This is a genomic window from Actinomadura syzygii (assembly GCF_008085905.1).
Lineage (GTDB): Bacteria > Actinomycetota > Actinomycetes > Streptosporangiales > Streptosporangiaceae > Spirillospora > Spirillospora syzygii.
In genome coordinates, this window is record NZ_VSFF01000008.1 from 542515 (window position 1) to 557456 (window position 14942).

Sequence of the window (14942 nt, forward strand, 5' to 3'; positions counted from 1 at the left end):
AGGAGGGGGTCAGGGCGTTCGGGGGGCGACGAGCAGGATCAGGTGGCGTTCCCCGGCGCCCGCGGACACGCTGTTCCCGGGTGCCCCGCCGAGCGACGTCACGACCTTGCCGGGCCGGCTGCGCGCCGCCCGCCGCCCGGAGCCGAGCTGGCCGCTGCCGCCCGCGCCCCAGGTCAGCGGCGTCCCGTCGGTGAGGATCGCCGCGCCGTACGCCTCGCCCGCGAACACCTGCGCGGCGCCGCGCAGCCTGCCGTCGCCGTCCTCGTCGACCACGTGGACGGGGGACGTGCGGAGCGTCAGCGTCCCGTCGCCGAGCTGCCCGGCGGTGTTGTTGCCCCAGGCGACGACCGTGCCGTCCCTGCGGAGCGCGTAGTTGTTCTTCTCGGCGGCGGCGAGCGCGATGACGCCGCCGAGGCGGCCCTGGCCCGCCACGCCCGACACGAGCGTCGGGGTGAGCCGGTCCTCGCGCGTCCCGTCGCCGAGCTGGCCGAGGTCGTTGTGGCCCCACGCGGCGACCCGCCCGTCGTTCAGCAGCGCCAGGCCGTGCTGCCCGCCGACCGCGACGCGGACGACGCCGTTCAGCCGCCCGGCCCCGTACAGGCCGCGGACGGGCACCGGCAGCGCCCGGTCCTCGCGGGTGCCGTCGCCGACCATGCCGAACGTGTTGGCGCCCCACGCGAGCACCTGCCCGTTGCGGCGCAGCGCCAGCTCGGTGCGCCCGTCGGCGGCGATCGCCGTGATCCCGCCGAGCGGGCGCTCGCCGTCCGGGGACCTCACGGTCGTCGGGTAGAGCGGGCTCTCGCGCTCGCCCGTGCCGCGCTGGCCGGACGCCCCGACGCCCCACGTCACGACGGTGCCGTCGCGGCGCAGCGCCATGGAGAAGTCGGTGTTGGCGCTGACGGCGACGACGTCGCCGAGCTGCCCGTCCTGCCCGTCCGGGGCGAGGACGGGGACCGGGACGCGGCTGTCGCGGGTCGTCCCGTCGCCGAGCTGGCCGTGGTCGTTGGCGCCCCACGCGACGACCGTCCCGTCGCCCTTGACGGCGAGCGAGTGCCGCCCGCCGCCCGCGACCGCGCGGACCCTCTCCAGGCCGACCGGGGCGAGGTTCGGGTCCCTGTCCGGGCCGGGACGGCCGAGCTGGCCGTTCTCGTTGAGGCCGCTCGTCCAGACGGCGCCGGTCGGGCCGCCCGCCGCACCGGCGGCGGGCGGCGCGGACGCGGGCGGGGACACGCCGGGCGCCGCCGTCCCGCCGCATCCCGCCGCCAGCAGGCCGAGCGCGACGAGCGCGGCGAGCGCCGCCGTGAGACGCCCGCCGATCACGCCTTCCGGACGCACGCGAACAGGTGCCTGCGGTAGTTGTCCTCGTAGGGCGGCCGGGCGTCCTCGTCGGGGCCGAGGTCGACGATCTCGTCGAAGCCGGTGTTCTCGCGCAGGAACCGCTCGACGCGGGCCGGGTCCCAGCCGCGCAGCGACTCGGCGAACCACTTCTCGTTGTCCTGGCCGGTGTCGAAGAACAGCACCCGCCCGGTGGCGCGGTCGAGCAGCCTGATCAGCTCCTCCGCGCTCACCGACCCCCGGCCGAGGACGAAGTGGTGCAGCAGGCTGAAGCACGACACGACGTCCCAGCGGCCCTCGTCGTGCCCGCCGAGGAACTCGACGGCGTCGCCGGTGGAGATCACGCCGTCGGGGAGGCCGTACACGGCCTTGCCGAGCGGCACGGCCAGCGGGTCGCGCTCGATCCCCTCGGCCTCGAACCCGCGTCCCGCCAGCTGCGACACGAACCAGCCGTAGCAGCTCGCGACGTCCAGGTACCGGCCGCCGGAGACGCCGCGCTCGGCGAGGAACGCGTCCATCTTCGCGAGCCGGTCGGTGCACTGCCGGACGGTCGTCCAGCCGGTCTCCAGCTCGGGCGCGTCGATCGGCTGGTACAGCTCGTGGGTGCCGTCGAGCCAGCTCATCTTGAGCAGCAGGTCCTGCAGCGGGGTGGTGACGGGCAGCCACTTCGCGACGACGCTGGCGCCGTCCGCGCCGCTCATCGCCGCGATCGCGAGGCGGTGGTGGCCGTCCAGGATCTGGAACCGGTCCGAGCCGCGGACGGGCGCGACGAGCACCGGGTCCTGCGGGCCGCTCTGCTGCGGGCGCGGCGCCGCGCCGGGCGCCTCCTCGCCGCGGTAGCGGGCCACGAACGCGCGGGCCGCCGCGAGGACGCCCGCCTCGTCGGCGCCGCCGAAGTAGGTGCCGCCCGCCTCGATGCAGCGCAGCCCGAGCCGCCCGTAGGCGCTGCCGAGGATCTGCTCGTCGGTCAGGTCGGCGTGCTCGTCGGCGAGCCGCAGCAGGCCGACGTGCGGGCCGTCGAGGAACGGGGTGGACGGCCACAGCATGTCGCCGGTGCGGTCGGCGAACTCGCGGGCGGTCCAGCCGCCCTGCGCGCCGACCAGCAGCTTGTCGAACCGGACGGGCACCTTCCACGGGCGGCGCAGCACGGCGGTCGACACCGCGACGCGCGCCGCGGCCGGGATCGGCAGCGAGCGCCCCGCGTCGACCAGCCGTCCGTACACGGGGCCGCTCGGCGCGAGCCCGCTCTTGCGCAGCACCGCACGGGACTTGCGGCGCACCTGGTCAATTCCTGTCATTGTCCTCGTGGGGGGACGACCCCCCACACCCCCCTCGCTCAATCATGGGTTCAGTTGGTGGCTGGTGTCGTGTCGGGGACCGGCGGGACGGTGACGCCCGCGGGTTCGGATGCGGGCCGGCGGCCCCGCCGTCCCGGGAGCAGGGAGGCGAAGGCGGTCAGGGCCAGCCGCTCGCGGCCGGCCCAGAGGAGGACGACGTACAGGATCGCGCCCGGGACGAGCCCGGCGGCCAGCGCGGCCGGGCCGGAGCCCGCGACGAGCCGGACGGCCAGCGGCACCGCGGCGAAGCTCACCACCGCCGAGCCGCCCGCCCAGAACAGCCCGGCGCTCGCCGGGGACATGCCGAGGATGCGGCGGACCTGGACGAGCGCCAGCAGCGTCCGGACGAGCAGCCCCGCCGCCCGCGCGGCCGCCGCGCCCGCGATCCCGAACGGCGGGATCAGCAGGACGTTCAGCACCAGGTTCACGGTCAGCGCGGCGCTCTGGTTGACCAGGCTCAGCCCGCTGCGCCCGGCCATGAGGAGCATCACGTCGCGGGCCCCGGTCGCGGTCGCGACCAGCATCGCCATCGCGAGGATCACCGTGACGGTCTGGCCGCTGCCGCGGTACCCGTCGCCGAACGACGCGACGTACACCGGCGCGCCCACCGCGATCGACAGGTGCACCGGCCAGGCGAGCACCAGGTTCCAGGACGCGCAGACCGCGAAGATCCGCTGCGCGCCGGTCCGGTCGGACAGGGCCATCAGCTTGCTCACCGCGGGCTGCATGACGTTCTGCACGGCCTGCGTGACGAGCTGGCTGATCACGATGAACCGGGTCGCGGCCGTGTAGATCGCGGCCTCGCGGGGCGAGCTGAGCGCCGCGACGAGCACGATGTCGGCGCGCTGGAACGCCGTCTGGCAGATCTGCGCGAACGCGCGCGGCCCGGTGAAACGCCAGAAGTCGTTCGCCAGCGGGCCCCACGCGGATCCGCCCGGCGCGACCGGCTCGGCCGTGGCGGACGGGGCCCGGCCCCGGCGGCTGATCCTGAGGTACCAGAGCGCCGCGACCGCGATGCACGGCAGGTAGGGCGCGGCCCACGCGAACGCCAGCCAGGTCGCGTCGTCGGACAGCAGCGCCGCCGCGATCACCCCGGCGACCTGGAGCGTCTGCCGCAGGATCTTGTCGACGAGGACGGTCGGCCGCATCGACCCGTAGCCGCGGGTCGCCGCGAGGAGCGCGTCGTGCGCCCCGGCGAGCGGCAGGAACAGCGCCAGCACCCGCACCATCCCGACCGCCTGGCCGGGGTCGTCGGCGCCGATGTGGCCCGCCGTCCACGACGAGGTCGCGGCGAGCACGAGAGCGGCCACCGCCGCCGTCGCCGCGACCGGGACGAGCGCGACCGGGACCGTCCGCAGCGCCGCCGTCCGGTCGCCGAGCGCGAGGTGCCGGGGCAGCCAGCGCAGCAGCCCGGCGTCCGTGCCGAGCCCGGACACCGCCTGCAGGATGATGAACAGCGACGTCGCGGCAAAGAACGTTCCCGCGATGCGCTGCGAGTACAGGTGCGCGACGAGGAAGACCAGCGCCAGGCCCTGCACGCCGGCGACGGCGGCGCCCACGAGGTTGAGGGCGCCGCCCCTCGCCAGCCTGTTCAGATTGGGCCCGCCGGACGGCTCCGGTTCAGGACCCGGCATGCCGCCCCGCTTTGTGCGGCTTCTTTCCGTAGCGGGGCATGTCGGGGCCGGGCTCGCCGGCGGCCGGGCCGTCCGGCGCGTCGTCGGGCTGCTCGGGCGGCATGTACTTGGAGATGTCCTCCTGCGTCCGCGTCGAGGCCGACTCCAGCGCGGCGGCGGCCTCGGCCTGCTCGGCCGCCGCGTCGGCCTCGCCCGGGGCGATGTCCGACGGCGGGGCGGGCGGCTTCGGCGCGACCGGCTTGCCCGGACCCGACGGCGGTTCGAGCGCCAGCGGTCCGCGCGGCCGCGCGGACCCCTGCGGCGGGGCGCCGCGCCGGCGCGGCTGCCGGGACGGCGCCTGCCGCGGGTCGCGGGGCTGCTGCTTGATCTGCGGCTGCTGCTTGATCTGCGGGAGGGCCTGGGTGGTCAGGGACGCGGCCTCGGCGTCCTGGTCGTCCTCGTCGCGGGGACGGCCCGGCCAGTAGCCGCCGTCGTCGGACGGGTCGGGACGGCGCGCGTCCTCCGGGCCGGGCTGCTCGTCCGCCCAGCCGAGGGACGCGTCGCCCGGCACCCGGCTCTCGCCGCTGCCGCGCGTGTCCGCGGGCACCCGCGTCTCGCCGCTGCGCTGCGGAGCGCGGGCCGGCCGGGACGGCGCGGCCTGCCGCTGCGGGCGGCCGCCGCGCTGCTCCGGCGGCTCCAGCAGGGCGCCGAGCACGGTCACGCCCGCGCGCTCGGCCTCGATGTAGGCCTGGCGCAGCTCCTCGCGGGTCGTCACGCCCTGGTTCACGACGAGGACGACCGCGTCCACGAACGTGCACAGCGCCTGCGCGTCGGCGTCGTGCAGGCTCGCCGCGTTGACGACGAGGTACTCGCTGCGGCGGCGCAGCACCTTCACGGTCTCGCGCATCCGCGGGCCGCTGTAGCGGTGCGCGGCCTCGCGGGCGCGCGGCCCGCGCGGCAGCAGCCGCAGCTGCGAGTCGGTGTGGATCAGCAGGGTGGCCGGGTCGGTGCCGCTGAGCAGCGTGTCCGACAGGCCCTTGCCGGGACGGGCGCCGAACAGCCCCGTCATGTCGGAGTCCTCGGTGGTGGCGTCGATCATGATGGTCTTGGCGCCCGCGAACGCCAGCGACACCGCGAGGTTGGCGCTCGCCAGCCGGGCGCTGCCGCCCGGCGTCGCACTCGTGACGAGCAGCGCCACCGGGGTCTGCGGCGCGGTCGCCACGACCGCCGCGCGCAGCCGCCGGTACGCCTCGCCGACCGGGCTCTTCGGCGCGCTGACCAGGGCGAGCGTGTCGCCGCCCGGACCGCCGGAGGGGATCGTGGCGAGCGCCCGGACGCCGAGCCCCTCGATCGCCTCGGCGTTGCGCAGCCGCTGGTTCAGCCGCTCCCGCAGCAGCATGATCACGAATCCGGCGACCAGCCCGAACAGGAGGCCGCCCGCGCCGTACATGGCGGGCCGGACGATGCCGGGGCCGCTCGGCGCGGCCGCCGGGGTGATGACCTGGCCCGGGTCGATCGGGGTGCTGGCGATGTCGTTGGACTGCTCGTCGATCACGCCGAGCTGGTTGTTGAAGGCGGTGATCCGCTGCGCGATGGTCGCCTTCTTCGACCCGGACGAGAGCGCCAGCTCGCGGTTGGCCTGGTCGAGCTGCCGCGTGACCTTCGTCGCCTGCGCCTTGAGCTTGGTGAGCTGGTTGTTCACCACGCTCTGCGCGCGCTGCGTCCGGTACTCAAGGTAGGCGTCGGCGAACGCCTGCGCGCCCGCGCGGGCGTCGCCGGAGTCGCCCGTCGTGTAGGTGAGGCTGAGCACCTGCGTGTTCGGCGGCGCGGAGACGCCGATGGTCCCCTCGGGCTCGTGCCCGAGCTTCTTCGTGACGATCTGGGCGACCCCGTCGGTGGCGACGAGCTGCGCCTCCGTCTGCAGGTTCACGAGGTCGTCGCCGCGGCCCTCGGGCGAGTACGGGTTGCCCTCAAGGGGGGTGACGAGGACGGTCGCCGTCGCCTTGTACGGCGGCGGGATGACGATCTCCAGCGCGATGCCCGCGCCCGCCCCGGCGACGCCGAGGACGATCAGCATCGCCGCGTACCGCCGGACCAGGGCCAGGAGCTGCCCCCCCTGCGGGTCTGCCGTCTGGTCAGCTCCCACGACGAATCCCCTCATCGATCCGCGGATGTCTTTTCATCACGACTTTAACCGCGTGTTGCACATGGACGGTTCCGTTCATCTCAACCTCGTCCGGGAGCGGTGGCTCGGTGCGGAGATCTTGCCTGGGAACTCGCCGCGGGTCGCGCGGTCCGGGGGGCCGGGCCGGCGGGCGCGGCGGAGGTCAGCACGATGGCGCGGGCCGGGTTGGCGGACTGGTCGAGGGCCAGCACGCCGCTCGCGACCTCCCGGTCGAGCGCGCGGCCCTTCTCCACCACGACGAGGACGAGGTCGCTGGCGGCGGCCGCCGCGATGGTGTCGGCGCCGGTGATGTCGGGCGTGGTGATCACGACGACGCGCGACTCGCGGCCGGCCTTGTCGACGGCGCGGGTGAGCTGCCGGTCGTCGTCGCTGCGCACCAGCCGCACCCCGAACGTGCGGGGGACGGGGTCCGGGGACGGCGGCTCCGCGTCGCCCGCACCGGCGATGCGGAGCACGGTCGACGCCGAGCCGCCCTCGGTGCACAGCTCGGCCAGTTCGTAGGCCAGCTCGGTGCCCGCCGCGCCCGGCACGCCCGCGACCAGGACCGTCCTCGCCTCGGCGTCGAAGACGAGGTTGCGCAGTCGGCGGCAGACCTCGCGGTGGCCGCCGCCGAGCGTGCTCGCCTCCACCATGATCGGCAGCCGGGAGTGCAGCCGGATGTCGGCGGGCCGCCGGATGCGCCGCGGGCGGGTCTCGCGCAGCAGCACGAACGCGACCCAGGCGAGGAGGCCGAGGCCGATCCCGGTCGCGACGGACACGTCCCGGTTCGGATCGTCGCGGTGCCGCGGCAGCGTCGCGGCGCGCAGCACCTCGCCCGGCTGCTCCGCCCTGCTCTTCAGGCCGGAGATCTGCTGCTGGACGTCCCGGATCTGCTTCATGATCGCCTGGCGGCGGGTGCGGGTGGTGACGCGGCGCAGCTCGTCCTCGTCGCCGGGCAGGGCGTCGAGCTGCGTCTTCAGCAGGTTGAGGTTCTGCTCCAGGGCCGTCCGGTTGCGCTCCTGGATCTGGCCGAGGATGCGGGCCCGCAGGCTCAGGTACGCCTCCGCGACGACGGTGGCGCCGTCCCGCGCGGTCCGCGGCGACCGGGCCCGGACGCCGATCGTGAACACGTGCGTGTTGGACGGCACGCTCAGCTCGACGCGCTCGCGCAGCTTGTCGCGCGGGGCGTGGAAGCCCGGCTTCGCCGACAGCGTGGACAGCACGCTGTCGGACCAGACGAGCTGCGCCTCGGTGTCCATCGTCGTCTCGCGCGGCTGGCGCTTGTTCGTGTCGATCGACGACCCGATGTTGATGCCCGGGTGCAGCGCCACCGGCGGCGCCAGCACCGAGATGTGCGCGGTGTAGGTCGCCGGGGTCAGCGCGACCTTGGCGCCGCCGAGCGCGCAGCCCGCCACCACCGCGATCACCAGCGCCGCGAGGTGCCGCCGGACGGCGCTCGCGTACCGGGTCACGGGGATCGAGTCCGGCGCGAGCGGGGGTTCCGCCTGCACGCTGGACGGGCCGAGGGTGCGCTTGCTCATCGCCGCCGGGTCACCGTGCCCTCCGCCGCCAGGCGGGCTCGTCGCCGAGCAGGGCGGCGAGCTTGTCGTCCCAGGGGGCGTAGTGCCCGGCCAGCCTGCGGTGCAGCTGGTCGGGCAGCGGCGAGCCGGGGCGCGCGTTGTGCCGCTCGAACGACTCGGGCCGCCACGGCGGCAGGCCGAGGAACTCCAGGATCGCGTCGTAGCAGGGCTCCGGCTCGGCGAAGAAGTCCTCGGCGTAGGCGACGTGGACGCGGTCGCGGCCGAACAGCTCGAACAGCCGCCCGATCTGCTCGGCGTACTGGCCCCGGTCGACGTAGGAGTGGTGCCGGTGGCCGTGGCTGACGTACGCCGGGTCGGCCTTGATCTTCTCGACCTCGCCCGCGAGCCGCTCGGCCTCCAGGTCGAGCGCCCGCTCGAACGGCTCGGTCTCGAACCCGCGGGCCAGTTCGTGCTTGTGCGCCGAGTACGCGCGGATCACCGGGTCGCGGAGCAGCGCGATCAGCTTCACGTCCGGCAGGTCGCGGGCGATGCGCTCGGGGGCCAGCGGATGGTGCATGTAGTACCCGGCCGACTCGAACGCCAGCGGCCGCGCGTCCGGCATGGCGGCGGCGACGCGCCGCTCGGCCCGCGTCCGCACCGGGAAGTGCCCCCGGTACCAGCCGAAGCCGCGCGAATAGTTCACGTCGAAGTAGTGCACGCCCTTGTGGAAGTTCGGCTGGACGACCGCCGGGTGCGCGGCGAGCGCCCGGAACAGCGACGTCGTGCCGCCGCGCTGCGTCCCGACCATGAGGAAGCCGGGCAGGACGCGGGTGCCGGAGGTGAGGCGCCCGCCCGCCCGGGTGGCGGCGCGGCCGGCCTCCTTGACCCACTGCGGGGCGTCACGGCGTGAGATCACGGGTTCCTCCCGGAGGCGGTGCCGGTCGCGGTGCCGGTCGCGTCGGCGTGGATCAGGGCGAGCAGGCGCTCGGTGTCGGCGCGCAGCGGCTCGCCGATCGGCTCCTGGGCGGCCAGCAGGTAGCGGCGGCACAGCTCCAGCAGGTACAGCCGGACGGTCGCGTCAGCCGCCGTGCCGGTCAGCCCGAGCGGCTCCAGGACGGCGGCGGCGCCGTCCGGCCATGTGGCGTAGGGCGGGCCCGCCGCGGTGCGCCTTTCCTTTTGCATGGCCTCTTGAAGGCGGTAGTGCAGCAGGTCGAAGCCGTTCGGGACGCCGCGCCCGAAGCGCTCCCAGTCCCACAGGCGGAGGACGCCGCGGTGCCAGGCCATGTTCCAGGGCGTCCAGTCGCCGTGCCAGGCGCCGAAGTCGAGCGGCAGGTCGCCGTGCGCCTCGCCGGTGCGTTCCACGACCTCGCCGAAGCGGGCGCGCTGCCCCTCGTCGAGGACGTCGGCGACGCTCGCGGCGGTCGCGTCCCAGAAGGGGCTGCCGCGCAGCGGCGTCCGCTCGACGCCGCCGACCTCGAACAGGGCCCGCATCTCCGCGACCGGGGCCCGGCCGCGCGGGCGCCAGCCGCGCGCGCTCGTCGGCAGCGGCTCCAGGACGAGCAGGTCGAGCGCCCGCCACGTGCCGTGGTGCAGCAGCCGGGGGACGTGGACCCGGCCGTCCAGCCGCCGGTCCAGGTGGGCGAGCGCCTCGGCCTCCCCGGCGAGCAGGCCGCGCGCCGTGGCCGTGTCGCCGACCTTGACGAACGCGACCGGCTCCCCGCCCGGCGACAGCACGTGCAGGATCGGCTTGCGGTTCGCGCGGGCGCTGCCGAGCCCGATGCTGACGACGACCGGGCGGCCGAGCAGCTCGGCGAGCCGGTCCTCGATGGACGGCCCGCCGCCGGTGATGCGCAGGCGGTCCTTCAGCGTCCGCTCCGGCAGGCCGGTGCGGACCGCCGCCGCGGTGAGGCCCCGCGACACCCGCTGCCTGACGCCGAGGTCGTGGCTGTACCGGCGCAGCGCGCTCGCCGCCGCGCCCGGCAGCCCGGCCGGGACGAGCAGCCGCGGGTGCTCGGCGTCCGGCAGGAACGCCAGCTCGCGGCGGGCGCCCTCGGACCGGCCCGGCCCGACGGCCGTGACGTCGGCGTCCGGCCACAGCTCCCGGGCGGCGTCGATCCAGGCGTCCCGGACCCGCTCGCCCGCCCGTCCACCGGCCTGCTCGCCGGTCTGGGCGCTCACTGGGACGTCCCGGCCGTCAGCGCCCGCGCGAACGGGTGCACCTGGTCGCCGCTGGCGTCCCGCCTGGCCCGCCACATCAGCGCCACCGCGATCATCACCGTGTACAGCGGTACCTCCACCATGTCGTATGTGATCATGAATAGGGCGAGGGCGATCAGCACGGAGCACCCCGCGAGCGAGTAGGCGCCGCGATCCCGCCAGTGCCGGAAGAAGCGGATGAGGAAGAACGCGGAGAACGCGACCGTCCCGACCAGGCCGTTGGCGAACAGCAGCAGCCACAGGTGGCCCTGCGTGCCGAGCGGCGGGGAGCCGCACGCCTTGCAGCCCTCCTTGTCGCCGCCGGAGACCTGGCCGAGGTCGCCCTGCACGTTGCGGGTCGAGCCGAACCCGACGATCGGCGACCCGGCGAGCGCGCTGCGCGTCGTCTCCTCGGCGAGCATGGTGCGGCGGTTGTTGCTGTGCGGGTTGTCCAGCCGGTCCTGGACGAGCCCCGGCAGCGGCGACAGCGCGACGACGATCGCCCCGGCGGCGGCCATCCCGGCCGTCCAGGCGATCACCCGCGGGCCGCCCACCTGGATCAGCTTGACCACCCCGAACAGCCCGATCGCGCCGAGCGCGCCCCACAGGCCCCGGTTCAGCGAGTACACGACCGGCCACAGCGACGCGGCGAGGATGGCGAACCCGGCGATGCGGCGCCGCGGCTGGGCGCGCAGGATCCAGGTCAGCAGGAAGTACGGCAGGAAGAAGGCGTACGCGGCGCCCCAGGTGTTGGCGTAGGCGAACGGCGCCATCGGCCGCGACTGCTCGAAGCCCAGGATCGACTCGATGTCGGCGACCTTCGGATGGACGATGTCGCGCACGAACGAGTTGCTCGTCAGCCCGTGCGGCAGGACCATCTCCATCGGCGACGTCAGCTGGATGGACGGGAAGAAAGAGCCGATCAGGCCGCCCACCGTCGTCACGATGAACATGTAGCCGAGCAGCTTGCCGATCCGCCCGGACGGCAGGTCGCGCTCGCTCAGGTTGCCGATGTACAGCAGGACGACCGTGAACGAGATGTACCAGGCGAGCCGCCACCCGTAGACCAGGAGCCGGCTGAACCCGCCGCCCGGCTCGGCGAGCGGGGCGTCCGCCCACAGCACGAGCAGGCCGAGGACGACCCAGACCAGGAAGAACAGCCACGCCGCGAACCCGAACGGGGCGACCAGCGTGCCGCGCCGCCGCCACAGCGTCATCGCCATCGGCACCGTCATCACGAGCAGCACCACGTTGGCGAGGCCGAGGATCCACCACAGGGGGAAGCCGAGGAACGCGACGCTGAGCGGCCAGCCCGGCCGCAGCCGCCACGGCAGCAGCCGCGCCGGCGCGAGGGGCGTGCTCCCCGCGATCCCTCGCATCCCGGTCAATCAACGCTCCGTTCCCCTGGACGCACCGTCCGGCGCGCGGATCCCGCCGGGCGCCCGGACCGTCCGTCCGCGCGCCCGTCCGAGTGTCCATCCGACGTGTCCGGCCGCGCACGGGCGCCCCGCCGCGAGTGGAGGACGTCCACCCCGCTGTCAGGGGCGACAACGGAGCGTGGCCGTTTTCGGCCACTATTTCCGGTCGTCCGAAGGGGGGTGGGCGGCGTCCTTCCGAGGTGCGCAGCGTACCCTGCGGGGCACGCTGGCCGTTCTCGCGGACCGCGGCACGGCGCCGGTCACCTTCCCGCGCACAATACGACACATCACAGGGCAGCTATGCCTCGACTTTGCACGGAGGGCTTGATGGGCAGACGTAGGTGGGGGGCCTTCACCGCTGGGGCGGTGCTGGTGCTGGGAACGCTGACGGGCCTCGCCGTCGCCGTCCCGGCGCAGGCCGACCAGCGGGGATCCGAACCCGGGCACGGGCGCGTCGTCAGCGCCGACCCGGCGGATCACACCCCGCACGTCGTGGACGGCACCGTCCAGTCGATCATCAAGATCGGCTCCAAGATCTATGTGGGGGGTTCCTTCACCCAGGTGAAGGAGGCGGGCTCGAACAAGCCGGTGCTGACCCGCAACCGGCTGTTCGCCTTCGACGCCGGGACCGGCGCGATCGACCCGAACTTCACGCCCAGTCTCAACAAGGGCGAGGCCAGCGTCCTGCTGCCCGCCCCGGACGGCCAGTCGATCTACGTCGGCGGCACCTTCAGCGAGATCAACGGCGTCCGGCACTTCGTGCTCGCCCGGATCAGCGCGCAGACCGGCGCCCCGATCGCCGCGTTCGACCCGCAGCTCGACGCCCGCGTCCGCGACCTCCGGTTCGCCGGCGGGCGACTCTACGTCGGCGGCACCTTCACCACGGCCGGCGGCGCCCCCAGGGTCGCGCTCGCCACGCTGAACCCGCAGACCGGCGCCCGCGACGACTTCGTCGACCTGTCCTTCGCCGGGACGCAGACCGGCGACGGCATCACCACGATGTACAAGTTCGACATCAGCCCCGACGGGTCCAAGCTCGTCGGCGTCGGCAACTTCAACTCGGTCGCGGGCAGCACCCGCCGGCAGATCGTCATGCTGGACCTCACCGGCCAGTCCGCGCAGCTCGCGAACTGGGACACCGTCCGCTACGCCGACCAGTGCTCGCAGTCGTTCGACACCTACATGCGCGACGTCGAGTTCTCGCCGGACGGCAAGTACTTCGTCGTGACGACCACCGGCGCCTACGGCGGCACCGCGAAGCTGTGCGACACGCAGGCGCGCTGGGAGAGCGGCGCGACCGGCGGCGGCCAGCAGCCGAGCTGGGTGAACTTCACCGGCGGCGACACCACCTACGCCGTCGAGATCACCGACACCGCGATCTACACCGGCGGGCACTTCCGCTGGGCCAACAACCCGTTCGCGGGCGACCGTCCCGGCCAGGGCGCCGTCGGCCGCGAGGGCATCGTCGCGCTCGACCCCGTCAGCGGGCTTCCGTTCAGCTGGAACCCCGGCCGTGACAAGGGCGTCGGCGTGTTCGACATGCTCGCCACCGACGAGGGCCTCTGGGTCGGCAGCGACACCGACAACATCGGCGGCGAGTACCACCAGAAGCTCGCCCTGCTGCCCATCACCGGCGGGACGACCGTCCCGAACCTCGTTCCCGGCAAGCTTCCCGGAAACGTCTACTACGCGGGCGGCACCGGCTTCCTCGCGCAGAACTACCTCAAGCACCGCTCGTTCGACGGGACGACGGCCGGCGCCGAGGTGAACGACAACACGGGCGGAGTCGACTGGCGCCAGGCCCGCGGCGCGTTCATGCTCAACGGCGAACTGTTCTACGGCGGGTCCGACGGCACGTTCCGCCGCCGCACCTTCGACGGGACGACGCTCGGCGCCCCCACCACCATCGACGCGGCCGACCAGCTCACCTCGATGACGACCTGGCACGGCCAGGTGCCGAACATCACCGGCATGTTCTACTACAAGGGCCGGATCTACTACACGCGCGGCGGGTCCTCGCTCTACTACCGGACCTTCAACCCCGAGAGCAACGTCGTCGGCGCCCTGGAGTCCACCGCCGTCGGCAACCTCCCGGGCATGAACTGGTCCTCGGTCGGCGGCATGTTCGTCGACGGCGGCAACCTCTACTACGTGAGCACCAGCAGCGGCAGGCTCTACCGCGTCGCGTTCTCCGAGGCGGGCGTGCCCTCCGGCAACAGCACCCAGGTGAGCACCGCCGACTGGCGCGGGCGCACCGTGTTCGTCTACGCGGGCACGCCGAACCAGGCGCCGACCGCCGCGTTCACGGCCAACTGCGACGCGCTCGACTGCTCGTTCAACGCCGCCGGGTCCTCCGACGAGGACGGCACCATCGCGTCCTACGCCTGGGACTTCGGCGACGGCAAGGACGGCACCGGCGCCACGCCGCAGCACGCCTACGACGCGGCAGGCACCTACACCGTCAAGCTGACGGTGACCGACAACCGCGGCGGGACCGGCACCAAGACGCAGGACGTCACGGTGGCGCCGAACCAGGCGAACATCGGATTCCGCGGCGGGTCGGGCGGCAACGCCAACGTCAAGACCGCGTTCGCGCAGGTCCCGCCGACCGTCCAGCCGGGCGACGGCCTGATCATGGTGCTGACCTTCAACAGCAGCACGGTGTCGATGACGACCCCGCCGTCCGGCTGGACGCAGGTCGACTCGCAGTCGGTGGGCGGCGCGACGTCCGTCCTCTGGAAGCGGGTCGCGCAGGCCGGTGACGCCGGAAGCCAGGTCAACGTCGGCCTGAGCGACTACACCAAGGCCGACATCCGGTTGCTGGCGTACGAGAACACCGACGCCACCGACCCGGTCGCGGCCGTCGCGAAGGGCGTCGACGGCGGCACGGTCACCGACCACACCAGCCCGACCGCCACCGTGGGCGACTTCGGTGACTGGGCGGTGACGTACTGGGGTGACAAGTCGTCCAGCACCACGGCCTGGACGGCCCCGGCGGGTGTCACGTCCCGCGGCACCGGCATCGGCTCCGGCAGCGGCCGCATCACGTCGCTGATCGTCGACAGCAACGGCACCGTCGCCACCGGCGGCTACGGCGCCAAGACGGCGACCACCGACGCGGGCAGCCGCGCCGCGATGTGGACGATCATCCTCGCGCGCAAGTAAGCCCTGTTTGCCCAGGGGGGCGACCCCCTGGAACCCCCGTTACGAACGGCGGGGCGTTTCCCGAGACCAGGTCAGCACGTACTACCTGTCGATCAACCGGAACAAGGAGTCGATCGTCCTCGACCTGAAGTCGGACGGCGGGCGCGACGTGCTCGCCCGGCTCGTCCGGCACGCGGACGTGCTGGTGGAGAACT

At 74.2% G+C, this 14942-nt stretch carries 10 protein-coding genes; 2 read left to right on the forward strand and 8 right to left on the reverse strand.

Annotated elements, in window-relative coordinates; all coding sequences use genetic code 11:
• Window positions 1-9: 9 nt before the first annotated feature.
• The 8 genes from FXF65_RS22970 to FXF65_RS23005 form a co-directional block, all read right to left on the reverse strand.
• On the reverse strand, window positions 10-1320 hold the full coding sequence (locus tag FXF65_RS22970) for an RCC1 domain-containing protein (RefSeq protein WP_148352040.1): 1311 nt from the start codon (window positions 1318-1320) through the stop codon (window positions 10-12).
• Window positions 1317-2633: a hypothetical protein gene (locus tag FXF65_RS22975; RefSeq protein WP_246199011.1), complete on the reverse strand. Its 1317-nt coding sequence runs from the start codon at window positions 2631-2633 to the stop codon at window positions 1317-1319. The genes FXF65_RS22970 and FXF65_RS22975 overlap by 4 nt, the downstream gene beginning before the upstream one ends.
• 50 nt (window positions 2634-2683) lie before the next feature.
• A complete protein-coding gene (locus tag FXF65_RS22980; protein ID WP_148352041.1) occupies window positions 2684-4306 on the reverse strand; it encodes a polysaccharide biosynthesis C-terminal domain-containing protein in 1623 nt (540 codons plus the stop codon).
• Window positions 4293-6431 (reverse strand): hypothetical protein, encoded by a 2139-nt coding sequence (locus tag FXF65_RS22985; protein WP_148352042.1) that lies wholly within the window; start codon window positions 6429-6431, stop codon window positions 4293-4295. Before FXF65_RS22985 ends, FXF65_RS22980 begins: the two co-directional genes overlap by 14 nt.
• Before the next feature lie 80 nt (window positions 6432-6511).
• Complete coding sequence (locus FXF65_RS22990) at window positions 6512-7990, reverse strand: GumC domain-containing protein (protein WP_148352043.1); 1479 nt, start codon at window positions 7988-7990, stop codon at window positions 6512-6514.
• 10 nt (window positions 7991-8000) lie between these two features.
• Window positions 8001-8885, reverse strand: a complete 885-nt coding sequence (locus FXF65_RS22995; RefSeq protein ID WP_148352044.1) for a sulfotransferase domain-containing protein — start codon at window positions 8883-8885, stop codon at window positions 8001-8003.
• Complete coding sequence (locus tag FXF65_RS23000) at window positions 8882-10147, reverse strand: protein kinase family protein (RefSeq protein ID WP_148352045.1); 1266 nt, start codon at window positions 10145-10147, stop codon at window positions 8882-8884. Before FXF65_RS23000 ends, FXF65_RS22995 begins: the two co-directional genes overlap by 4 nt.
• Window positions 10144-11544, reverse strand: a complete 1401-nt coding sequence (locus FXF65_RS23005) for a hypothetical protein (RefSeq protein WP_148352106.1) — start codon at window positions 11542-11544, stop codon at window positions 10144-10146. The genes FXF65_RS23000 and FXF65_RS23005 overlap by 4 nt, the downstream gene beginning before the upstream one ends.
• A gap of 366 nt (window positions 11545-11910) precedes the next feature.
• On the opposite strand from FXF65_RS23005, the gene FXF65_RS23010 reads away from it, so the two are divergent.
• Window positions 11911-14748 (forward strand): PKD domain-containing protein, encoded by a 2838-nt coding sequence (locus FXF65_RS23010; RefSeq protein ID WP_187412460.1) that lies wholly within the window; start codon window positions 11911-11913, stop codon window positions 14746-14748.
• 7 nt (window positions 14749-14755) lie between these two features.
• A partial coding sequence (locus FXF65_RS23015; protein ID WP_187412461.1) for a CoA transferase occupies window positions 14756-14942 on the forward strand: 187 nt, incomplete at its 3' end.

Excerpts from the sequence above, each read along its gene's own strand:
- FXF65_RS22975 (WP_246199011.1), bottom strand. The coding sequence starts at position 2,633 with ATGACAGGAATTGACCAGGTGCGCCGCAAGTCCCGTGCGGTGCTGCGC.
- FXF65_RS22980 (WP_148352041.1), bottom strand. The coding sequence starts at position 4,306 with ATGCCGGGTCCTGAACCGGAGCCGTCCGGCGGGCCCAATCTGAACAGG.
- FXF65_RS22990 (WP_148352043.1), bottom strand. The coding sequence starts at position 7,990 with ATGAGCAAGCGCACCCTCGGCCCGTCCAGCGTGCAGGCGGAACCCCCG.
- FXF65_RS23005 (WP_148352106.1), bottom strand. The coding sequence starts at position 11,544 with ATGCGAGGGATCGCGGGGAGCACGCCCCTCGCGCCGGCGCGGCTGCTG.
- FXF65_RS23010 (WP_187412460.1), top strand. The coding sequence starts at position 11,911 with ATGGGCAGACGTAGGTGGGGGGCCTTCACCGCTGGGGCGGTGCTGGTG.